This window comes from Nonomuraea polychroma, from assembly GCF_004011505.1.
In the GTDB taxonomy this organism is placed as follows: domain Bacteria; phylum Actinomycetota; class Actinomycetes; order Streptosporangiales; family Streptosporangiaceae; genus Nonomuraea; species Nonomuraea polychroma.
Genome location: NZ_SAUN01000001.1, coordinates 6,924,612 through 6,945,947 on the forward strand (window position 1 = coordinate 6,924,612; position 21,336 = coordinate 6,945,947).

Here is a 21,336-nt window from a genome sequence, read left to right on the forward strand (position 1 = left end):
GTTAGGCGTAACAGCGATGAAACGGCCAGTTGTTAAACCGTTTACTAAGCGCAGATCGCAGCATGGGCCGTAATGGCTGTCAAGAGCCCCTTCGCAACCCGGGGATGCGTTTGCAGTGACGACCTGCGCCAGACCCGATGCACCGGCCGCCCACCAGCCGCTGCGCTGCGCGTACGCGAGCGGCGATTTGACACTCCGGCGGCGACGCGGAAGCATCGCATGAAAGCGGTTTACCAGCGTGTTGCAGCGCCAGGTGGAGGTGGGATGGTCCGGCGTGCTGCGTCCGGCGACGAGGGGCGGCGGCCGACGACGATCCGCGACGTGGCCGCGCACGCGGGCGTGTCCGTAGCCACGGTCTCCCGGATCCTGTCCGGCACCTACCCCAGCGCACCCGCCACCCGCAGCAAGGTCATGCGCGCCGTCCGCGAGCTCGACTACGTCGCCAACGCCAACGCCCGCGGACTGGCCGGCGCGAGCAGCCGCAGCGTCGCCATCATCGTCAACTCCGTCGTCTCCCCGCACTACGCCCACGTCGCGCAGGGCGTGCAGGCCCAGGCCGCGCTCGAAGGCAAGCTGTGCATCGTCGGCACCACCGGCGGCGACCCCGAGCGCGAGCTCGCCACCGTGCAACTCATGCGCCAGGAGCACGCCGAATGCGTGATCCTCGTCGGCAACGTGGTCAACGACGAGGCCTACCGCGAGCGCATGGGCGAATACGCCCGCGCGCTCGCGCTCGCCGGCTCGCGGCTCGTGCTGTGCGGGCGCCCGGCGCTGGGACCCGACGTGCCCGCTCTCGTCGTCGAGTACGACAACACCGGCGGCGCGTACTCCATCACCAGCCACCTGCTGTCGGCAGGCCACCGGCGCATCCTGTTCCTCGGCCGGCGCGACGGCTACACCACCCCGGACAGCCGCATCTCCGGCTACCGCAAGGCCCTGGCCGACCACCGCGTGCCCCACGATCCCGGCCTGGAGGTCGAGGGCACGATGGAGCGGCGCGAGGGCTACCGCATGGTCCGCGAACGGCTCGCGAGCGGGCCCCGCGACTTCACGGCCATCTTCGCCGGCAACGACCTCATCGCGGCAGGCGCCCGCCAGGCGCTGCGCGAGGAGGGGCTACGCGTGCCCGACGACGTGTCCATGGTCGGCTTCGACGACCTGCCGCCGGCCGCCGACATCGACCTCACCACCGTGCACGTGCCGCACGAGGAGCTGGGCCGCACCGCCGTGCGCCTGGCGCTCGCGCGCGAGCAGGACGCGGGCATGGCCGAGCACGTCCTGCTCGGCACCCACATCATCGTCCGCGACTCGGTCCGCCCCCTCAGGAACCAGGCACGATAAGCGCATGGCCGAGCTTCTCGTGGAGATCCACGTCCCGCTGCGTGAAGACCCCAGGGTCTCCGAAACCGATTACCCGTTTCCGTGGATCGATGCGATCGAAGAGTTCCTCGTCGAGATGGAGGAGCAGAAGGCGGTGGGGTTCTTCGACGACGGTGAGGAGTTCGGGGACGTGTATGTCTTCTTCACCGGCGGGGCCGAGGAAGACGTGCTCCTGAGAGCCGCTTCCCGGGTGGCCGCCCTCGACGGAGTGCCCGGCGGCGTGTTCGCCATGGTCACCGACGACGAGGCCGGGGAGTTCGGGCTGGGGCGGCGGGTGGACCTTCCCTTGGCTTGACGCCACCACCCAGTCGGCTCCAAGCCACCCACAAGAGCCGTCCACCACCATTTGCGGCTGTGGACGGAAACTTCAGGAAAAGGTTTACCAAGATCGCCGCCACCGCGGCGGTTGTCATGGCGGTGGCATTGCCCGCCTCCCCCGTCGCGGCCGACGTCACGCCCGATGAGCGGCCCGACGTGCCCGTCGGCACCTGGCTCGCGGCGCGCACGCAGCCGGCGGTCCAGCTGACCAGCTTCACCTACACCGCGACGGTCTCCGTGCCGTCCAACACGATCAACCAGGCTCAGATCAACCAGCTCAGTCAGCAGGCCGTCGCGGCCGTGACGGCCGGCAAGATCTCCTCGGACGAGCGCAGCATCGCCAAGTGGATATTCCAGCAGATCGCGGCCAACGTGGACGCCTACGTCTCCTCGACCACCCCAGAGCGTACGGTCGAAGCCGAGGTCGGCGGCATGTGCACCGGCTGGTGGGTCACCCCCGACGGCTACATGGTCACCGGAGCGCACTGCGTCCAGGTCGGCGAGACCGAGCTCAGCCAGCTGTTCGCGCAGCAGGCGCTGAAGAAGTTCAACGAGCAGGACGCCAAGGAGATCATCAGCGGCCTGGGCGACCTCGCGGCCGACGAAGAGATCCTCAAGCTCGCGCAGCAGATCTACATCACGTTCAACACGAACAACATGAAGCTCAGCAACTTGCAGCAGAGCCTGAATGTGATGCAGAGCCTGCCCGGCGGCGGCGTGGACAAGACCGCCAAGCCGGTCCCGGCCGAGCTGGTGTCGGTGGGCGAAAGCTACCCCGGCAAGGACTTCGCGCTGCTCAAGGTCAACGGGCAGCAGAACCTGCCGACCGTGCCGCTCGGTGACGACGCCGACGTGCGTACCGGCGACACGCTGTACATCAGCGGTTTCCCCGGCCTGGTCACCAACACGCCGTTCTTCAGCCTTGAGTCCAAGCTGGAGCCGGCGCTGACCGAGGGCCCGTACAACGCCAAGCGCACCACGCAGACCGGTGTGCCGTACATCCAGACCCAGGCGCCTTCCTACAAGGGCAACTCCGGTGGCCCGGTGTTCAGCAAGGACGGCAAGGTCATCGGCATGCTGATCGCGGGCACGGTCAGCGAGGGCGGCGAGGCCTCCGAGAACGAGAGCTTCGTCCTGCCGGTGGGCATCATCAAGGAGAAGCTCGGCGAGAAGAACATCAAGCCGGCCCAGGCCATCACGACGACCCGGTACAACGAGGCGCTCAACGACTTCTTCCAGCGCCACTACTCGGCCGCGCTGCCGAAGTTCCGCGAGGTTCAGGCGTTGTTCCCGAACCACCCGTACGTGGCCAAGTACATCAGCGACACGCAGCAGGCGATCTCCGCGGGCAAGGACGAGACGCCCAAGTCGATCCTGATGTGGGTGCTGATCGGCGTCGGCGTGCTGGTCGCCATCGTGATCGCCCTGGTGCTGGTCAGTGTCCTCCGCCGACGCCGGCGCCGGCGCCCCGAGCCGTCCTTCGGCCCGCCCTCGTACGGCGCGGTGCCGCCGCCCCCGTGGCAGCAACTTCCGGCGGGCCAGGCCCAGGTGTCGCCTCCGGTGCAGCAGGGTCACTACGGGCGGCCGGGCGGCGGCTACGAAGCCGCCCAGCACGGACCGGGCCCGCACAACGGCAATGTCCAGTACGGCCCTGGCCAGTACGGATACCCGGCACCTCCGCACGGCCCGATGGGGGACCAGACCCGTGACGTCCGCTACGGCCAGTTCACGCCCCCGCCGGACGACAGGAACATATGAGTTTCCCGGCCTGGGAGCCCTGCCGCCGACAGGGCTCCAAGCCGGATTCACGTCAGAGGGGCAGCGGGATGCGGTCGAAGAACCAGTACAGGCTGACCGCCACGATGGGGACCGACATCGCGACCGCCGCCCAGCGGGCCACAGGCGTCCGGCGCACCAGCGCCAGCAGCGGGAAGAGCACCGCGATGATCACGAGCTGCGTCACCTCGATACCGACGTTGAAGCTCAGCAGCGACAAGAGCAGCTCCCACGAGCCGCTCTCGTCGATGTCCAGCGCGCCCGCGAAGCCCAGCCCGTGCATCAGCCCGAAGGCGAAAACGACGGGCAGCCGCCATGTGCTCGACCTGCCCGCCTCCCTGCCCAGCAGGTTGGCGACCGCCACGACGATGATCGACACCGCGATGACCGGCTCGACGATCTCCCCAGGCACCTCCACGACTCCTATGGCCGCCAGCAGGAACGTGATGCTGTGGGCGGCCGTGAAGGCGGAGACCGTGATGACGACGTCGCGCAGGCCGCGCGCGCCGATGAGCAGGGCGAGCAGGAACAGGACGTGGTCGAGGCCGAACACCAGATGCTCGGCGCCCAGCAGGAAGAACTCCCCGGCCTGCTGCCACAGGCCATGCTCGCCGACCACCAGCGTCGGGCTCCCGGCGACCAGAACCCCGGAGCCCTTCTCACCGTCGAGGTCGTACCGGACGAGCGTCTCGGTGCTGTGGACGAAGGTCTCGGCGTCGGGGAACAACGCGCTCGAGACCGCGTGGGTCCCCCCGGCCTCGCCTTCGCAGGCGAAGGCGAAGGTCAACACCGCGAAAGCGGCCTTGCCGCGCATGCGCACGTCCGCGTCGCCCGTCATGGCCGGCGTGCACGCCTTGTCGTTGTACGCCACGGCGAAGCGCTCCATGACATACACGGTCACGGCGTCGCGGTTGATCGAGAGCTGGCGAAGCTGCTCGGTGCGCTCCTTCGCCTCGTAGGCGTCCGCGTAGAGCCAGGCCGACTTCATGAGCAGGTCGTACTCGAGGTCGAGCACGGCCTTGACGTTCGGGCCCGTGCCGGTCACCTCGGCGTGGACCTTCGTGGTCGCGTCGTGCGCCGCCGCCGGAGCGGGATGCACCAGGACGCCGGCGATGACGGCGAGGACCACGGCGGACAACCAGCGCCAGCGGGGCATGTCGCGTTTCTCCAGATTCGGGGATGAGGGCCGCCGCCCCGCACTCGGCATCCGGGACGGCGGCGATGGGTCAGCGCTCGAACCAGCGGTACATCGGCGAGTCAGGCCCCCACGTGCCGGGGCGGCCGTGCTCGTCCTTCGTGACGAAGACGCTCGGTTCGGAGGCGGTCACGCCGCCGCCGGCGGAGCGTGCCGTGACGAACCAGGCGTAGGCCGTGTTGTCCTTGAGGCGGTCCCAGGTCACCGAGGCGACCTGACCCGACGCGGCCGTGCTCTTGCCGATGGTCCGGATGGGCTCGTAGAGCGCCAGGGAGTCGGTCTGGAAAGTCGTCGTGCGGGAGGTGAGGTCGACCGGCAGCACCATGTTGTCCTCGAGCCCGTTGTAGCGGCGCAGCGGGTCGAACTCGCCGGCGCCGAAGTCGTTGAGCAACGGGGAGTAGGTGTCCACGCTCAGTTCCGCCCGCTTGACGTTGAACTGCAGCAGCCGCAGGAAGCTCGCGCCGAACTGGAGCTGGTCGTCCGGCTTGTACCCGCCGATCTCGGTGAGCCCGAGGCGGTCGGCCGACACCGTGTAGAACTGGTAGTCCGCCAGCAGCTCGACCACGCCGTTGCCGACCTGGCCCACCTTCGGCTTGACGTTGGTGCCCACGCCGTGCTCGTGACCGGCGAGGATGAGGAAGACGTTCGGGTTCTTCTCGACCACCGTCTTGTACAACATGGAGCCGTCGGGAGCCGCGAACCCGGCGCCGCGCCCGTCAGGGCTGGTGCTCGGCACGATGTAGTCGTGCGAGAGCAGGATGCCGTTGCGGCCGGCGAACTTCTTGAAGACGGAGTCGGCCCATTCGGCCTCTTCCCTCGTCACCCCGTACGACAGGCCGACCACGACGAAGTCCAGGCCACCGGCGGAGAACAGGTCGTAGTGGTTCTGGTTGTCGCCTTCCTTCCACGGGCCGCCGTACTCGGCGTGCTGCCAGCCCTGCGCGGCCTCCTGGTAGCGGCTGGGGCCGTAGTACTTGTTGTAGAGCGCCTCCGGTCCGGTCTCGGTGCCCGCCTGGTTGTCATGGTTGCCGGCGATCACACCGTTCGGGATGTCGGCGTCGTCCAGGACCCGATGCTGCTTCGATGACACCTCGAACTCGCCGACCACCTGCCGCTGCATGGCCTCGTCGGCGGGCTTGCGGATGTTGTTCTCGATGATGTCGCCGGTGTGCGCGACGTACGAGATCTTGCGCTGGTCCTTGTTGTCCTTGATCCAGTTGACGATGCCGGCGTAGGCGGACTCCCACACCGCGCGCTCCTCGGCGCTCTCCTGCTCGACCGCGCCCTCGGAGAGGTACTGCGTGTCGGTGAAGTGCGCGATCGAGAAGTCGTACGTGGCGGGGTCGGCGAAGCCGTTCGGGTCACCGGGCTCGATGTCGTCGGCGAACGGGTCCTCGCCGGTCACCATGACGTGGACCTGCTGCCTGTCGATGTAGTCCGCGTCGACCACGGCCGTGAGCACGGTCTTGCCCTCGGCCGCGCCGCGGGCGCTGGTCAGCAGGTCCCATGCCTTGGTCTTCGTGTTCCACACCCGCAACGACGCCAGGCGTTCGGGGTCGATGGCCCCTTCCCAGCGCAGGACCGGGGAGTCCACGTGGCCCTTCACCTGGATGTCGTAGCGCTGGTAGGTGAGGTCCTGGCCGGCGGGCGCGTCGAGCGTCCTGCCGTCGGCCGGCTCGAGCGCGTCGCCCTTGACCTGCTTCTCGCCGGGGACCCGCAGGGTCGTGGGGACGGACTGGGCCGTGCCCTGGAACACCTGGTTCGGGGTCAGGATGTTGGCCTCGGAGAACGTCGCCGTCACCTGGCCGCCGTCGGGTTCGGCCACCTTCGCCGACAGCGTGACGGGATCCGACACGTCGACGGCGCCCAACGCCGGGGACAACTCGGCGGGAACGTCCGGGATGCCCGCCGATTCGAACACGATCTCGCGGGTCGCGGTGTTGCCGAGCCCGTCGGCGCCGGTCACGGCGAGCGTGTGCTTGCCGGCCCGCAGGCCCGGGCCCACCTTGGCGCCGAGGACGATCGGCTGACCGTCGAGCTTGACGTCCGGCCCGGACACGACGCCGTTGGCGTCCTCGAGCTTGACGTCCAGCACGACCGCGGCGGTGATCTTCTCGTCCGCCGCCGGCACGCTCTGGGCGACCTTCGGCGCCGTGTTGTCGGTGATCAGGAGCCTGGTGGCGGTCTCGCCCGTGGTCGACGCCGCGGCGATGGTGTGCTTGCCGTCCTCCAGTTTCGTGGTGTCGAGGTCCGCGCGCAGGCCGCGGGCCGGCGCGGTCACGAGGAACTCGAGGTCGATCTCGGTCAGCGGGTTGACGTTGTCGCCGCAGTTGCCGTCGCCCATGCCGTACGAGGCCTTGAGCATCTGGCCGGCCGCCGTGCCCTGCACCGGCGTGAGGACGATGTTCGAGATCGCGAAGTCGTCGCGGTTGTTGCCGCAGGACGTCGGATAGGTGCCGGCCACGAAGTCGATCGTGTTCCAGCCGGGCACGAGGTACTCGTTCGGGATCGGGAGGTCGACGCGCCGGCTCACGAAGTCGCCGTCGAGCACGACCTTCTGGCCGTTGACGAGCACGAAGTTCTGGTAGCGCGCCTCGATCGAGTTGCTGCCCACGTTGAAGCTGAGGGTCGCGTTGCCCGAGCCGAGCGTCTCGACGAGGTGCACCGCCGGGGCGTCGATCGTGTAGCGCAACTCCACCTCTCGCAGCGCGGTCTGGCTGCTGCCGCAGGCGCCGTCGCCCATCTCGTACGATGGCTTGATGTCCTGGCCGGTCACGGTGGCGCCGTCGAGGGCGAGCGCGAGGTTCGAGAGCGTGAAGTCGTCGCGGTTGTTGCCGCAGGACTCCCGGTAGTCCCCGGTCACGACCTTGATCGTGTTGTCGCCCGGCGCAAGGAACCTGGCCGGCACCGCGACGGTCACCCGCCGGCTCGCCCAGGAGCCGCCCAGGTCGATGCGCTTGCCGTTGACGAGCAGGAAGTTGTCGAACCTGTCGTCGATCGAGTCCGCGCCCACGTCGAAGGAGAACATCGCGGCGCCGTTGCCCAGCGTGGCCTTCGTGACGGGTTCCTTGCCGTCGACGGTGAGGGACTTGACGCCGCCCGCGCCGGCGGCCGGGACCGTCGCGAAGACGGGCTTGGTGCCGGCCACGAGGGTGCCGTCCGTGGGCTGCAGCCGCGGCGCACCGGCGGGAGCGTTGTTCACGGTCACGGTGTTCTTGACGGTCACCCCGGCCGCGGTCGTGGCGGTGATGGCGTGCTCGCCGTTGGCCAGCGTCGTGGTGTCCACGTCCGCGGCCAGACCCGTGGTGCCCTGCGGGTCGCCCTGGGTGAAGAACGTGAGCGTGGCGCGCTTCAGCAGCGAGGTGTTCGTGCCGCAACTGCCGTCGCCGAAGGACAGGGTGTAGGGGTTGTCCTCGCCGTCCGCGACCTCGCCGAGCAGTTCGAGGCCCACGTCGGACAGCACGAAGTCGTCGTGGTTGAGGCCGCACGAGGACTGGATGGCGCCGACGACGATCTCGACGGTGTTCTCGCCCTTGACGAGGTGCTCGTTCGGGATCTCGATGGTCGCCCGCTCGTTGACGTGGTTGCCGATGTCGCTCCGGTACGCGCCGTTGACGAGCACGTAGCTGCGGTACTGCGCCTCGGTCGAGTTCGAGCCGACGTCGAAGCGGAGCTTGGAGACGCCTACCGTGCGGGTGGCGTTGAGCGCGGTGCCGTCGATGTCGAGCTTCGCGACGCTGTCACCGGCCGCGGTCGGCACCGCCGCGACCTTCACCGTGCCCTCCAGGTAGGAACCGCCGGCGGGGGTGAGCGTCGGAGGGCTCTGGGAGGCGGTCGGCGTCGGCGTGGGCCGTCCTCGATCCTGATCCCCCGGGTCTGCGTACGCCGCCGTCACGGGGCCGCTCGCCAGCAGCGCCGCGACCACGGCGGCCGTGCCGAGACGTCCTCGCCTCCATAAGGCACCCAGTAACTCTCGATGCATCGGGTGCGGTCCCTTCTATTTACATGCCAAGGGGGCTGCTTGCCCTCCGGGCGGACACCCTGGATCGCGCGAGTGAACGATGTGCGTGCAGAGGCTGAAGGGAAGAGGAACGATCAATTCATTCTGGTCATCCGTCACAGGACGGGAACAATCGGGCACGCCATCGCCCGCGCCCACGACGCTCCGCCCGCTCGTCCACGGACAGCCCGCCACCGACATCCGCCAGTTCGCGTACTCCGCGACCGCCGCCGAGATCGGCAGCCCGAGCGCAGGTCGCCGAGCTTGCCGGCCACCGGGGTGGCGACCGCGCCCACCAGCAGCGTGACCGTGATCACCCAGGACGTGTCGGCCGCGGTGGCGTCGAGCAGCCGTGGCAGCTGGCCGACCAGCGGCACCACCAAGGTCCGCATGAGCGAGCCGACGATGCCGGCCACCGCGAGCACACTGACGATCCCGCTGCCGGCGCGCAGCGAGCGCCGTGCCGCTGTCATCGCCACGCTGATGACCGGAGATCGCCCAGGAGGAGCGGTGAGATCCGTGATCCGGCCCATGAGAAAATCTCTTCGCAATGTGCCTGATTTCTTCAGGGGTGGGGGACGATGTACGCGATCTCGCTGGGCGACGACGCCTCCGAGTTGCGCCCGCTCGAGCCGTGGCGTGCCGAGGAGTTCCTGACCCACATCGACCGGGGACGGGAGTTCATCGGGCAATACGTCGGGCTGCCGGACGTGGTCACGGACCTGGCGTCGAGCCGCTCGTTCCTCCAGTCGTACGCGGACAAGGCCGCGGCCGACGTGGGGCGCATCTACGGCATCTGGATGGACGGCAAGCTGGTCGGCGGAGTCCTCTTCCGGACGATGGACGTCCAGCACGGCACCGCCGAAGCAGGCTGCTGGCTGGAGCCGTCGGCGGCCGGCAAGGGCCTGGTGACCAGGGCCGCGCGCGTGATCATCGATTGGGCCGTCGAGGAGCGGGGCATCCATCGCGTGGAGTGGCAGGTCGCGGCGGCGAACGCGGCCAGCATCGCCGTGGCCAGGCGGCTCGGGATGACGAAGGACGGCGTGCTGCGAGAGAGCTACCTGCATCGGGGGAATCGGTACGACATCGAGGTCTGGTCGGTGCTCGCACCGGAGTGGCGAGCAGCCCGGGACGGCCGCTGAAACCCCGCCACGCCTCTGGATGCCATCCGTCGTCAATCATCGGAGGAAACACCACGTCACCGTGGTTGTTGTAGGGCGACAGCCACAGCTCGGCGCGGCAATCATCCGATGTCTAGTCTTGACCGGATGAGCATGAGACCTTAACGTTCGGCCGTATGGATCTCTCCTCGCGACGACAGGCCGCGGACGGCCGGGTCGAGGTGGCGTTCACCGTCAACGGCACGACCGCTGTACTCCAGCTTGGTCAGCGTGGCGACGTACCGGTAGGTCGTGCTCTTGTTGAGCCCGACGGCCCGCGCCAGGTCGGCGATGCCCAGCACGGAGCGGTCGCCGCTGAAGGCGGACAGGATGCGCAGCCCGCGTTCCAGGGACACGGAGAAGGCGGCGGAGGAGTCTGCCGTCGTGCCGCCCGGAGCTCCGGGAGCTCGGCGCGGGCGTGGGGAGGCTTCGTCGGTCACGGGCGTCAGAATACGGCCATATCGTTCTGAATATTCGAACGATGTTGACGGCCAGTCCCCACCACGTGAACGCTTCTGGCCGGACAACGCACAGCAAGCAGATCGGGGGCTCCATGGCGGGAGCGGAGCGCGCCGGAAGCGGCCTGCCCAGGCAGCGCATCGGGCACTTCATCGGGGGTGACTGGGTCGAGCCCGGCTCCGGCCGCACGTACCCGAACCGTTCGCCCTGGTCAGGGGAGGTGCTCGGGGAGGTCGCCGCCGGGGACGGCGAGGACGCGGAACGCGCGGTCGCCGCCGCCCACGAGGCGTTCGGCGGCTGGTCCCGGACGCTGCCCGTGGAGCGGCAGCGGATCTTGCTGCGGGCGGCCGACCTGCTGGAGAGCCGCCGCGGCGAGGTGCTCGCCGCCCTGGCGGTGGAGACCGGCTGCGGCCGCCACTTCGGCGGCGAGCAGCTCGAGTTCGTGCTCAAGCTGCTCCGCCAGGCCGCCCACCTGGCCTACCGCCCGGCCGGGGAGCTGCTGCCCTCCGACATCCCGGGCACCCAGGCGATGGCCGTGCGCCGTCCCGTGGGCGTGGTCGCTGCGATCGCGCCGTGGAACGCCTCGCTCGCGCTCGCCGGTCGGGCGACCATCGGGCCGCTCGCGCTCGGCAACACCGTGGTGCTGAAACCGTCCGAGGAGTCCCCGTACACGGGAGGGGCGCTCTGGGCGGAGATCCTCCAGGAGGCCGGACTGCCCGCCGGGGCGTTCAACGTCGTCACCCACGCCCCTGGCGAGGCCGGTGCCGTTGCCGACGCGCTGCTCGCCAGCCCTCTCGTCAAGCGCATCAACTTCACCGGTTCGACGCCGACCGGGCGGCGGCTCGCCGAGCAGGCCGGCCGGCACCTCAAGCGCGTGGTGCTCCAGCTCAGCGGCCAGAACCCGCTCATCGTGGCGGGCGACGCCGACCTCGAGTACGCCGTCAACGCCGCGACCTACGGCGCCTTCGTGCACCAGGGGCAGGTGTGCATGTGCGCCAGGCACATCTACGTCGAACGCCCGCTGGCGGCGGAGTTCGCCGAGCGGTTCGCCGCCAGGGTGGCGGCGCTGCCGACGGGTGACCCGTCCGACCCGGCGACCGTCGTGGGCCCGGTGATCAACGAGTGGGCCCTGGCCCTCCTCGACCGCCGCGTCAAGGAGGCGGTCGGGCTCGGCGCCCGTGTCCTGGCCGGCGGCGTCCCCGCACCGCCGTGCTATCCGGCCACCGTGCTCACCGACGTTCCGGACGAGGCCGAGATCGCGCAGGGCGAGACGTTCGGCCCGGTGGTGGTGCTGGAGGCGGTCGACTCCGCGGAGGAGGCCGTCGCCCGTGCCAACGGCTCCGACTTCGGCCTCGCCGCCTCGGTCATCACCGGCGACGGCCGCCGCGGCCTGCGCCTCGCCTCCGCCCTCGACGTCGGCATCGTCCACGTCAACGACCAGCCGGTCAACGACGAGCCGCACATGCCGTTCGGCGGCGTCAAGGACAGCGGGTGGGGACGGTTCGGGCTGGGCTTCGCGGCCGAGGAGTTCTGCGAGCTGCAGTGGATCACCGTCCGCGACCAGGACCGCACCTTCCCCTTCTGACCGCCGCGTGCCGCTACCCGGCGGGGTGCGGGGCGAGCAGGTCCGCGAGGCCGATGCGGGTGAGGAACTGCGCGCGGATGCAGTCGGCGACCGCGCTCACCTCCTCCGAGCCGTCGTCGGCCGGGTCGACGTGCACCCGGAAGGGACGCTTGCCGTGCGGGGTGCCGACGACCTGGACGACGGCGTCGGCGACCAGGGACACGTCGGCGCCGGGCGGCTGCAGGTCGGCCAGCCGCTCGCGCACCTGCTCCATCAGCCGACCGTATCGCTCGTCGTAGTCGGGGATCACGCTCTGGTCCGACGGGTGGCCGGCGTTGGCGAAGTGGTTGGTGCCCGAGGTGAAGGCACCGGGGACGACGATCGTGGTCTCGATGCCGAAGCGGGCCAGCTCGGCAGCGTACGACACCGCCAGGGCGTCGGCCGCGCTCTTGGCGGCGAAGTACGGCGCGAGGTACGGCGGGGTGCCGCCCCTGGTGGAGCTGGAGCCGATCCACACCAGCAGGCCGTGCTCCCGCCGGCGCATGTGCGGCAGGACCGCCCGGTTGAGCCGCTGGCTGCCGAGCACATTCGTGTCATAGACGGCGGCGAGCTGCTCGGCCGTGAACGCCTCGGTGGGACCGAGCACCATGTGGCCGGCGTTGTGCACGACCACGTCGATGGCGCCCGCCTCGGCCAGCACGGTCGCGACCGCCGCGTCGACGGACTCCTGAGACAGCACGTCGAGGTCGACGGTCCGCAGGTCCACGTCGTGCTCCTTGGCGTAGGCCGCGGCCTCGGCGACGCGCGGGGCGTTGCGGCCGGCGGTGGCGCGCATCGCGGCGTACACGGTGTGTCCGGCGGAGGCCAGCGCACGTGCGGACAGCGAGCCGAATCCCGAGCTCGCGCCTGTGATGAGGATGGTCTTGCTCATGACGTACTCCTGGAAGTCGGCAGGGCGGAACACGGCTCAGCCGAAGGTGATGACCCGGCGGCCGCCGCCGGACCCGCTGCCCATGGCATCCAGCGTCGCCTGGGCCTCGTCGAGGGCGATCGGCGTGACCTTGGGCAGGATGCGGTGCTGTGCCGAGAAGGCCAGCGTGTCGCGTAGGTCGTGGGGCGATCCGGACGGCGAGGCCATGACCCGCAGCCGGTTGAGCACCATCGGCTGGGCGGCGAGGGTGAGCGGCGCGTTGTCGTAGCCGCAGAGCACCAGGGTGCCGTCCGGGGCGAGCCCGGCGAGGACGGCTGCGGCGGCCTCGTTGGACGGGGCGGCGTTCAGGATGACGTTGGCGCCGCCGCCCCATGCTTTGAGCGCGGCGGCCGGGTCGGTGTCGCGGCTTGCCACGTACAGCTCCGCGCCGAGTTCCTTGGCGCTCGCCTCGCCGTCGGCCGAGCGGCCGATCACCGCGACCCGCGCGCCCATGGCGACGGCGTACTGGATGGCGAGCGCGCCGATGCCGCCGCTGCCGATGACCGCCACCCGGGAGCTGGAGGTGGCACCGCCCTGCCGCAGGCCGTTGAACGCGGTCAGCCCCGCGCACATCAGCGGCGCCGCGGCCACCGGGTCGAGCTCGGCCGGGAGCGGGGTGACGTACCCGCCCTTGAAGAGGCCGTACTCGGCGTACCCGCCGTCGGCGACGATGCCGGTGATGCGCTTGGACGGGCAGAGGATCTGGTCGCCGGACACGCAGTAGTCGCAGTGGCCGCACGAGTCGTACAGGAACTGGGCCGCGACCGGATCGCCCACGGACAATCCGGACACGCCGCTGCCGAGCGCGGCCACCGTGCCGGTGATCTCGTGGCCGGGGACGACCGGGAAGCGGGCGAACGGGTAGTGCCCGCGCACCAGGTTCAGATCCGAGAAGCACACGCCGCAGGCGGTGATCTTCACCAGGACCTCGCCCGGGCCCGGCTCCGGGATGTCGCGTTCTACAAGGGACAGCGGGGCGTCCACCCCGGTGGCGAGCGCTGCACGCATAACGTTTCCTCCTGAGCGGAACTCGATCGAAGGCGCGCCTGTCACCCATGACGCCCCCGTACCGCTTCTCCCAGAGTGCCCCGGATCAGGCGTCATAGCCTGGGGTGCTCAACCCCAGCTTCCGACCAGCCCGAACGCGGGGCCCGGCGTGGCCCGCCACACCTCCGCGGGGTCGAGGGCGTGCAGCGCCGGCACGACGCCGGGATCGTCCGGCACGAACCAGAGCAGCCGTTGCGCGGCGTCGGCCGTGACGATGTTGTTGCAGGTGACCTTGACGGTGCCGAGAGCCGGGTTGACGACCCGCTTGAACTCCTCGTGACGTACCTTGACCTCCCGCGCCCGCCACAGCTCGGCGAACTCGGCGCTGCACGCCAGCAGGTGGCGGACCAGTTCGCCGCTGATCCGGTCGGCGGGACCGCGCCGGGCGACCGCCGCCCGCAGGTCGGAGACCAGCAGGCGGGAGTGGTAGTCGTGGTCCTCCGGCGGGTAAAGCTCGCGGGTCGCCGGGTCGGTGAACCAGTGGCAGAGGAAGCTCGCCCGGATCCCGGTCAGCCCCGACTGCGGCCCGACCAGGACCTGCGCGGCATGGTTCTGCACCACCACCTCGTGCATGTCGGTGATGACCATGGCGGGCGTGTCCTGCAGACGCTCCATGAGCTGGCGCAGCGCCGCCTGCATCTGGACCGGCTCGGCGCCGAACGGCGCCGGATGCCCCGCCAGGTGAAACAGGTGGTCGGTCTCGTCCACGTCCAGGCGCAGGGCGCGGGCCAGGGCGTGCAGCACCGGCTCCGACGGGCGCTGCCCGCGGCCCTGCTCCAGCTCGGTGTAGTAATCGGCGGACATGCTGGCCAGCTCCGCCAGCTCGTCCCTGCGCAGCCCGGGCACCCGTCGCCTCGTGCCGGGCGGCAGACCGACGTCCTCCGGGCTCAGCCGGTCCCTGCGCGACTTCAGGAACGACCCAAGTTCACCGAGGTCCACAGCCCCTCCCAATGTTCCTCGTTCCTTCCATCATCGACGACCGTGAACGCCCGGCCGGACCGGCGGGCCTTCGTAGTGAGAATTGCAGCCTTGATCAGGACCGTGAATGATGACTTACCCCTAATAGACGAAGGCGGCGAAGTGGACTTCACGGTCAGGTATCAGCCCTCCCAGGAGGAAGTGGCCCGAGCTCTCCAGCAGGGAGTCAAGCTCCAGCTCAGAGTCCTCCTCGCCGCCCTGATCGCGGTCCTGGTCGTATGCGGACTCCTCCTCGTCCTGATGGGCAGCGTGACCATCGGCATCGCCATGTTCATCGGAGCGGTCCTCTTCCCCGTCGTGATGTCGTGGTCGCTGCACCGTACGGGGAGGCGAAGACTCGCCTTCCTCTGCGTGCCCACCACGCTTCACCTGACCGGCGACGGCTACAAGGCCGAGACCGACCAGCACACCACCGCGACGCAATGGTCCCTGTTCAGCCGGGTCGTCTCCACCTCGGAGTTCTGGCTGTTCTTTGTGAACAGGCAGTTCACCGGTTTCCTGCCCCGCCGCGCCTTCACCCACGAGCAACAGGCGGAACTCGATGCCTTCTTCGCCGCGCGGCAGAGCACCGCGGTCTCCTGAAGCCACCCGGTCTGCGCAGCAGCGCTGGTCAGTGTGGTCGTCATGGTCGACTCGACGTTCTTTGTCCCCCTGCCGACTTCAGGACCAGCGCACAAGGCAGACCGAAAGGAAATCCAACCCCTCTCCGCCGTACTGTGCCCAGTCCGGGCCGCCCGCGAATCTCTCCCAATCCGCCCGGCTGATGGTGTCGCGGTCCTCATCGCAGGAGGTCTCCAGGGGATCCGCGACGATGTCGGCCAGCTCGGTGAGGTCCCAGAGGAAGACGCCTCGATAGTGGCTGGCCATCAGGGCGACCTGACCGTCCGCGCTCAGCGCCACGGCATTGACCTCCTCCGTGTTCCCCTTCAAGGAGGCCGGCCGGACGGGATGGGACAGCCGGGCACGCGGTAGGGGCGGGCCGCCTCCGGACGGCGCAGCCGGAGCGAGCAGGACGAGGACGATGGCGAGGCAGGACAGCAGCAGGGTGGCGACGGCCACGGTCAGCACGACACCGAAGACTGATGGGGCGTCGGCGGTGTCCGGATTCTGTCGGTGGAGTGCGAGACTCTCCTGCGGTGACAGCGAGGATCAAGGCCGACGGTCCTCATGGCAGACCGAGGGAAACACCGCATGCAGCTCTCCCCCACCGCCCAGCGGGTCCACCGCCACCTGACCGAGCCCGACGCCGGCTATCCCGATCCGTGGCCGAACGCTGCCGGTCTGACCGCGGCCGACCTGGGCCACCTGCTCCCCCTCGCCTACCGCGTGACCGGCAGCGGCCCGGCCTTCTCCATGAGGGTCACCGTCACGGACCAGGTCAGGGAGCGGCAGCCGGTCTTCGACTCCGAGTCGTGCCTGTCGCTGTACGAGGCGCTTGTCGACGGCCTGGCCCGCCGTAAGTGGGCCGATCTGTGCCTGGCGGCGGCCGCGCTGCTGCGCTGCCCCGGCGGTGCGCCGTCGGCCGAGCTCGCCGCGCCGGCCCGCACCCTGATCGAGTTCATGGCCCGCGAGAGGCGGATCGAGGAGCCGTACGCGTTCCTGGCCGTGGCCGGGCTGGCCGGCATGGACCAGGTGGTGGAGATCATGGAGGAGCAGAAGGCGCAGCCGCTGGCGGCCGCCGAGCTCGACCTCGTCATGGGCCTGGACCCGGCGGGCAGGGCACTGTTCGCCGAGATCGGGCCCCGGACGTTCGGGTCCCCGCCCGAGTTGCCCGACGTCTGGGAGCGGCTGGCCGCGATGCCGGCCTACGTGGATTTCGCCCGCTCGACGCTGGAGGCCGCCGATGCCCGGCTGGCGGCGATCCACACGGGCGAGATCCCGTACCGGGCGGACAAGGCGTTCGGATCGGTCGAGACGGCGGTGATCGGGCGGGCCGCGCGGCTGGCGCTGTTCCGCGACGAGCTGTGGCTGCCCGAGCTGCTCGGCAGGCTGCTGTCCCGGGTCGCCGTCGCGCCCACGACGGCCAAGACCCTGCCCTCGCAGGCGCTGCTGTACGAGGTGGCGCGGGCAGCCGAACGCTTCCCGACGCCGGAGGCGATCACGGCGCTGCGCACGGCCCGCGCGCTCACCCGGCATGCCGGCGTGATCAAGCAGCTCGATCGGATGATCCGCAAGGCCGAGCCGGGACTCGCGGACCGGATCGAGGTGGCCTTCCGCATGCCGGATCTCGGGTTCGGGCCGGGCGGGCGGCTGGAGGTGCCGATGGGCGAGCACCGGGCGGTCGTGGCGCCCGGCGAGGACGGCGCGTTCGCGTTGTCCTGGTGGCAGGGGGACCGGCGGCTCAAGGCCGTGCCCGCGGCGGTGCGCAAGGAGCGTCCCGACGAGGTCAAGCGGCTGCGCGAGCTGGTCAAGCAGGTGCAGCGGCAGGTGACGACCCTGGTCAAGGCGCTGGAGGCGGGTTTCGCCGGGGAGGCCGCGCAACCGTATGAGACGTGGCGCGAGCAGATCGCCGACCACCCGATCGCCTCCACCGTGGCCGGGCGGCTGATCTGGGAGGCCGAGGTCGCGCCCGGGGAGTGGCAGGCCGCTCTCGGCGGGCTGGAGGGCCTGCGGGTACGCCTGTGGCATCCCGCCCGCGCGACGCTCGCGGAGGTGACCGGCTGGCGGGAGGCCGTGACCGAAGGACGCGTCAGGCAGCCGTTCAAGCAGGCGTTCCGCGAGGTCTACCTGCTGACACCCGCGGAGGAGCGGACCGCCGCCTACTCCAACCGGTTCGCCGGGCACGTCGTGGACTACCGGCGGCTGTACGCGATCTTCAAGGCCCGGGGATGGCGGGCCGACATGCTCGGCCCGTGGGACGGCGGCGACGCGGGCCAGGCCACGCGCGTGCTGGCCGAGGGGCAGTGGCGAGCGTCGTTCTTCCACGACTACCTGTACGACGGCCCCGGCGAGCACGCCTCCACCGACCAGGTGCGCTTCCATCGAAGGGTGGACGGCGAGTGGCGGGAGGCGCCACTGGCCGAGGTGCCGGCGCTGGTGTTCAGCGAGGCCATGCGGGACGTGGACCTGTTCGTGGCGGTGACCTCGATCGCGGCCGACCCGGAGTGGGCCGACCGCGGGCACGACCGCCATCTCGACTACTGGCGCGCGGCGTCCTTCGGCGAGCTCCCTCCGTCGGCCGAGGTGCGCCGCGACGCGCTGGCCCGCCTGCTGCCTCGCCTGTCGATCGCCGGCCGTTGCACCCTCACCGACCGCTACCTCGTCGTACGCGGCGACCTGCGCACCTACAAGATCCACCTGGGCAGCGCCAACATCCTCATGGAGCCCGGCGACGTCTACCTGTGCATCGTGTCCGCGCCTGACCGCAACGCGGGAGTGTTCCTGCCGTTCGAGGACGACGGGCGCCTCGCGCTCATCCTCAGCAAGGCCCTCCTCCTGGCGGGGGACAGCCGGATCACCGACGAGACCATCGTCCGGCAGATCAAGGGCTGACGTCCCCCGAGAGCGGTCTCCGGCGCACGCCCGCGCCCTTGCCGGCCTGCTCCCGGGACGGTAGGTCGCCGGCTCTCTCGTCCCGGTGTCGTACGAGGCGAAGTCTCCCCTGGTGGGACGCCAATCGCCATCGGCTCGACGACCATGAGGGCTTATGAGAGCAGGGAGAAGCGATGCGGAAGCGCAGAGTCGTCAAGATCGTCGTTTGGGTGCTCGCCGTTCTGGTCGGGGTGCCGGCCGCGGGGATCGCCGCGCTGCTCCTCTGGGACGGCGGCATCGACACGGATCCGCGCCGCGAGCTCACCCGCGGTGTCCAGATCAATCTGCGGACGGTCACCACGCGGCTCGGCCCGGTCGAGTACGACCTGTACGGCACGGAAGGTCCCGTGCTGCTGTCCCTGCACGGCGGTCTCGGCGGAGCCGACCAGGGGCGGCTGTTCGCCAGTTGGCTGCAGGAGGACGGGTTCCGCGTCCTGAGCCCCTCGCGGCCGGGTTACCTCGGCACGCCACTGGACAGTGGCCGGACCCACGAGGAGCAGGCCGACCTGCTCGCCGCGCTGCTGGACGAGCTCGGCATCGATCGCGTCGGCGTGCTCGCGGTCTCGGCCGGGAGTCCGGTGGGCTACACCTTCGCCGCCCGCCATCCGGATCGCGTCTGGGGATTGGTCTCCGTCGGAGGAGTGAGCAAGCCGCAGCCGGGCGGTGCGGGCTCGTCGCTGCGGAGAGCGTTCCTCACCACCGTCGGCCAGAAGCTCACCCTGCTGACGGCGAAGGTGTCGTTCGAGACCATCGTCTCGGGCACCTTGGAGGAGACCAGCAGCTTCACCGAGGAGCAGCAGGCGGAGCGCGTCTCGTACATCGTGAACACGCCGCACGTGCGGACGTTCTTCGAAGCGATGTTCACGACGACGTTCCCCTATCCGGAACGCTGGCCGGGCACGGACAACGACGCGGCTCAAGCGCGACGCGGCGCTTTGCCTCTGGAGCGGATCACGACACCGACCTTGCTGATCCACGGCAGGCAGGACGGCGACGTGCCCTTCGATCACGGGGAGTTCGCGGCCGAGCGGATACCCGGTGCGAGACGACACTGGATGGAGCACGAGGACCATCTGGGCTTCTGGCTCAGCCCGGAAGCGAGCCAGGTACAGGCGGTGGCGAGAGCGTTTCTCCGCGAACACGCGCCGGGCGACTGAGTGCCCGGGCTCCAGGGTTGATCGCCTGAGCTCGGGCCCCTAGGAATGTGTGACTACAAGGAAAGATTGACCAGTCACGGGCTGCTTCGTATGGTCAGGGAGTTTGTTGGACGCGGCGCCCGGGAGGCGACTGTGACAGAGCAGTCCAGCACCACATGGCCATGGCCGGATCTTCCGCCCGGACCGTTCGGCACCCCCTCGCACGAACTGGGCCGCAGGCACGCGGAGGCTCCACTGGAGCACACCACGATGCCGAGCGGAGACCAGGTCCCGATGATCGTCCGGTACGAAGACGTCCGCACGGTCCTCACCTCACCGGCCAGCAGCCGCAACCTGCGGACCCCCGGCCTGCCCAGGATGGTCAGCGGCACGGCGTTGGAGGACGATCCCGCGGCGCTGATCAACCAGGATCCGCCGGAGCACACCCGCTACCGGCGCATCATGCAGGGCACCTTCACCCCCCGGCACATCGAGCGCTGGCGGCCGCGCGCCGCGGCCATCGCCAACGAGCTGATCGACGCGGCCGGCCAGGAGTTCGACGTGGTCACGGACTTCGCGCTGCCGCTGCCCGCGCGGGTGATCTGCGAGATGCTCGGGGTGCCGATGGACCGGTTCGAGCAGTTCCGCGGCTGGACCGAGATGTTCCTGTCCACCTCCCAGGCGAGCGCCGAAGCCAGAGGATCCGGTTTCGCCGCGTTCATGGCCTACGCCCGCGAGCTGATCAAGGCCCACCGGACCAGGCCCGGCAACGACCTCATCGACCTGCTCATCGACGCGCGCGACGAGGGTGACAGGCTCAGCGAGGACGAGCTGACCCACATGGTGTTCACCTTGATCATGGCCGGGCACGAGACGACCGCGTCGATGATCATCCGGGGCACGTTCCGCCTGCTGCACCACCCTGACCAGTACGCGCTGCTGGTAGCCCGTCCCGAGCTGCTGGAGCCGGCGGTGGAGGAGATCCTGCGCTGCGAGGGTCCCGGAGGGAACGGCCTGCTCCGGCGGGTCACCGAGGACCTCGACCTGTCCGACGGCACCATCCCCGCCGGGACCGTCGTGCTCCCCAACCCCACCGCCGCCAACCACGATCCATCGGCGTTCGACGATCCGCTGCGGTTCGACATCCAGCGGTTCGCCGGCTCCCCCGCGCCCAACGCGCACCTGGCCTTCGGCCACGGCACCCACTATTGCCTCGGCGCGAATCTGGCCAGGATGGAACTGCAGGAGGCCTTCCGCGCCTTGGCGACGCGGCTGCCCGGCCTGCACGCGCAGGAGGACCTGTCGACCGTGCGGTGGAGCGACGACGGGTTGATCTACCGGCCGCTCCGGCTCCTGGTCAAGGGCGGCTGAGGCGAGGTGCAGGCGGCGCCGCCAGCACCTCCGACGGCGCCCGAAGCGCGTCCTAGGGCAATTTGTAGAACAGGCGTACGATGCCGTACGTGATCGACGATGACATCGTGACACGGCTGCGGAAGATCTGCCTGGCGCTGCCGGAGGCGGCCGAGAAACCGTTCGGCGGCCACACCGCACCGTCCTTCCGGGTCCGGGAGAAGTTGTTCCTGATGACCAGCGAGGATGGGCTGACGATGATGTTCAAGGGCGGTCCGGGCGTGCAGGAAGCCCTGGTGTCGTCCGCCCCGGACCGCTTCTTCGTACCGGCGTACGTCGGAGCCAAGGGGTGGGTCGGTGCCCGGCTCGACGTGGAGCAGGACTGGGACGAGATGGACGAGCTGATCAGAGACAGCTACCGCCTGATCGCCCCGAAGCGGCTGGTGGCACTCATGGACTGACGAGCCCCGTG

Annotated in this window: 18 protein-coding genes; 10 read left to right on the plus strand and 8 right to left on the minus strand. The window is 70.0% G+C overall.

Going from position 1 to position 21,336, the window contains the following annotated elements; genetic code table 11:
- The first annotated feature begins 264 nt into the window (after positions 1–264).
- Genes EDD27_RS31575 through EDD27_RS31585 form a run of 3 tightly spaced genes read left to right on the plus strand, consistent with a single transcriptional unit; the run spans position 265 to position 3,456 of the window.
- A complete protein-coding gene (locus tag EDD27_RS31575) occupies positions 265–1,341 on the plus strand; it encodes a LacI family DNA-binding transcriptional regulator (RefSeq protein ID WP_127935626.1) in 1,077 nt (358 codons plus the stop codon).
- 4 nt (positions 1,342–1,345) lie between these two features.
- Positions 1,346–1,675 (plus strand): hypothetical protein, encoded by a 330-nt coding sequence (locus tag EDD27_RS31580; protein ID WP_127935627.1) that lies wholly within the window; start codon positions 1,346–1,348, stop codon positions 1,673–1,675.
- A 59-nt stretch (positions 1,676–1,734) separates the two neighbouring features.
- Entirely contained in the window at positions 1,735–3,456 is a 1,722-nt protein-coding gene (locus tag EDD27_RS31585; RefSeq protein ID WP_241564360.1) for a S1 family peptidase, read from the plus strand.
- Positions 3,457–3,508: 52 nt separating this feature from the next.
- Here EDD27_RS31585 and EDD27_RS31590 read toward each other — a convergent pair whose 3' ends face one another.
- The 3 genes from EDD27_RS31590 to EDD27_RS58410 form a co-directional block, all read right to left on the minus strand.
- Complete coding sequence (locus tag EDD27_RS31590) at positions 3,509–4,630, minus strand: HupE/UreJ family protein (RefSeq protein WP_127935628.1); 1,122 nt, start codon at positions 4,628–4,630, stop codon at positions 3,509–3,511.
- A 70-nt stretch (positions 4,631–4,700) separates the two neighbouring features.
- Positions 4,701–8,651 carry a metallophosphoesterase gene (locus tag EDD27_RS31595; RefSeq protein WP_127935629.1) on the minus strand — a complete coding sequence of 1,317 codons (3,951 nt, stop codon included), beginning with the start codon at positions 8,649–8,651 and terminating at the stop codon, positions 4,701–4,703.
- A 134-nt stretch (positions 8,652–8,785) separates the two neighbouring features.
- Positions 8,786–9,142, minus strand: coding sequence for a hypothetical protein (locus EDD27_RS58410; protein WP_206641739.1), 357 nt, complete (start codon positions 9,140–9,142; stop codon positions 8,786–8,788).
- Positions 9,143–9,250: 108 nt separating this feature from the next.
- Here EDD27_RS58410 and EDD27_RS31605 point away from each other — a divergent pair, with 108 nt between their 5' ends.
- On the plus strand, positions 9,251–9,811 hold the full coding sequence (locus EDD27_RS31605) for a GNAT family N-acetyltransferase (protein WP_127935630.1): 561 nt from the start codon (positions 9,251–9,253) through the stop codon (positions 9,809–9,811).
- Positions 9,812–9,951: 140 nt separating this feature from the next.
- Here EDD27_RS31605 and EDD27_RS55875 read toward each other — a convergent pair whose 3' ends face one another.
- The gene (locus EDD27_RS55875; RefSeq protein ID WP_241564361.1) at positions 9,952–10,269 is read right to left on the minus strand and encodes a helix-turn-helix domain-containing protein; all 318 of its coding nucleotides are present in this window, start codon (positions 10,267–10,269) and stop codon (positions 9,952–9,954) included.
- A 113-nt stretch (positions 10,270–10,382) separates the two neighbouring features.
- Between EDD27_RS55875 and EDD27_RS31615 the strand changes: the two genes are divergently transcribed.
- The gene (locus EDD27_RS31615; protein ID WP_127935631.1) at positions 10,383–11,873 is read left to right on the plus strand and encodes an aldehyde dehydrogenase family protein; all 1,491 of its coding nucleotides are present in this window, start codon (positions 10,383–10,385) and stop codon (positions 11,871–11,873) included.
- Between the two features lie 13 nt (positions 11,874–11,886).
- On the opposite strand, the gene EDD27_RS31620 is transcribed toward EDD27_RS31615, so the two are convergent.
- From EDD27_RS31620 to EDD27_RS31630, 3 genes are all read right to left on the minus strand, one after another.
- A complete protein-coding gene (locus EDD27_RS31620) occupies positions 11,887–12,783 on the minus strand; it encodes an SDR family oxidoreductase (RefSeq protein WP_127935632.1) in 897 nt (298 codons plus the stop codon).
- Positions 12,784–12,819: 36 nt separating this feature from the next.
- Positions 12,820–13,830, minus strand: coding sequence for an alcohol dehydrogenase catalytic domain-containing protein (locus EDD27_RS31625; protein WP_127935633.1), 1,011 nt, complete (start codon positions 13,828–13,830; stop codon positions 12,820–12,822).
- A gap of 108 nt (positions 13,831–13,938) precedes the next feature.
- Positions 13,939–14,808 (minus strand): helix-turn-helix transcriptional regulator, encoded by an 870-nt coding sequence (locus tag EDD27_RS31630; protein WP_164903863.1) that lies wholly within the window; start codon positions 14,806–14,808, stop codon positions 13,939–13,941.
- Between the two features lie 141 nt (positions 14,809–14,949).
- Here EDD27_RS31630 and EDD27_RS31635 point away from each other — a divergent pair, with 141 nt between their 5' ends.
- Complete coding sequence (locus tag EDD27_RS31635) at positions 14,950–15,429, plus strand: YcxB family protein (RefSeq protein ID WP_127935635.1); 480 nt, start codon at positions 14,950–14,952, stop codon at positions 15,427–15,429.
- A gap of 78 nt (positions 15,430–15,507) precedes the next feature.
- On the opposite strand, the gene EDD27_RS31640 is transcribed toward EDD27_RS31635, so the two are convergent.
- Positions 15,508–15,915, minus strand: coding sequence for a hypothetical protein (locus EDD27_RS31640; protein ID WP_127935636.1), 408 nt, complete (start codon positions 15,913–15,915; stop codon positions 15,508–15,510).
- Positions 15,916–16,038: 123 nt separating this feature from the next.
- Here EDD27_RS31640 and EDD27_RS31645 point away from each other — a divergent pair, with 123 nt between their 5' ends.
- From EDD27_RS31645 to EDD27_RS31660, 4 genes are all read left to right on the plus strand, one after another.
- Positions 16,039–18,339 carry a DUF4132 domain-containing protein gene (locus EDD27_RS31645; protein ID WP_127935637.1) on the plus strand — a complete coding sequence of 767 codons (2,301 nt, stop codon included), beginning with the start codon at positions 16,039–16,041 and terminating at the stop codon, positions 18,337–18,339.
- Positions 18,340–18,512: 173 nt separating this feature from the next.
- Entirely contained in the window at positions 18,513–19,535 is a 1,023-nt protein-coding gene (locus EDD27_RS31650) for an alpha/beta fold hydrolase (protein ID WP_127935638.1), read from the plus strand.
- A gap of 132 nt (positions 19,536–19,667) precedes the next feature.
- Positions 19,668–20,885, plus strand: coding sequence for a cytochrome P450 (locus EDD27_RS31655; protein WP_241564362.1), 1,218 nt, complete (start codon positions 19,668–19,670; stop codon positions 20,883–20,885).
- A gap of 89 nt (positions 20,886–20,974) precedes the next feature.
- Entirely contained in the window at positions 20,975–21,325 is a 351-nt protein-coding gene (locus tag EDD27_RS31660; protein WP_241564363.1) for an MmcQ/YjbR family DNA-binding protein, read from the plus strand.
- The last annotated feature ends 11 nt before the right edge of the window (positions 21,326–21,336 follow it).

Excerpts from the sequence above, each read along its gene's own strand:
- EDD27_RS31575 (WP_127935626.1), top strand. The coding sequence starts at position 265 with ATGGTCCGGCGTGCTGCGTCCGGCGACGAGGGGCGGCGGCCGACGACG.
- EDD27_RS31580 (WP_127935627.1), top strand. The coding sequence starts at position 1,346 with ATGGCCGAGCTTCTCGTGGAGATCCACGTCCCGCTGCGTGAAGACCCC.
- EDD27_RS31590 (WP_127935628.1), bottom strand. The coding sequence starts at position 4,630 with ATGCCCCGCTGGCGCTGGTTGTCCGCCGTGGTCCTCGCCGTCATCGCC.
- EDD27_RS31595 (WP_127935629.1), bottom strand. The coding sequence starts at position 8,651 with ATGCATCGAGAGTTACTGGGTGCCTTATGGAGGCGAGGACGTCTCGGC.
- EDD27_RS58410 (WP_206641739.1), bottom strand. The coding sequence starts at position 9,142 with ATGACAGCGGCACGGCGCTCGCTGCGCGCCGGCAGCGGGATCGTCAGT.
- EDD27_RS31605 (WP_127935630.1), top strand. The coding sequence starts at position 9,251 with ATGTACGCGATCTCGCTGGGCGACGACGCCTCCGAGTTGCGCCCGCTC.
- EDD27_RS31615 (WP_127935631.1), top strand. The coding sequence starts at position 10,383 with ATGGCGGGAGCGGAGCGCGCCGGAAGCGGCCTGCCCAGGCAGCGCATC.
- EDD27_RS31620 (WP_127935632.1), bottom strand. The coding sequence starts at position 12,783 with ATGAGCAAGACCATCCTCATCACAGGCGCGAGCTCGGGATTCGGCTCG.
- EDD27_RS31625 (WP_127935633.1), bottom strand. The coding sequence starts at position 13,830 with ATGCGTGCAGCGCTCGCCACCGGGGTGGACGCCCCGCTGTCCCTTGTA.
- EDD27_RS31645 (WP_127935637.1), top strand. The coding sequence starts at position 16,039 with ATGCAGCTCTCCCCCACCGCCCAGCGGGTCCACCGCCACCTGACCGAG.
- EDD27_RS31650 (WP_127935638.1), top strand. The coding sequence starts at position 18,513 with ATGCGGAAGCGCAGAGTCGTCAAGATCGTCGTTTGGGTGCTCGCCGTT.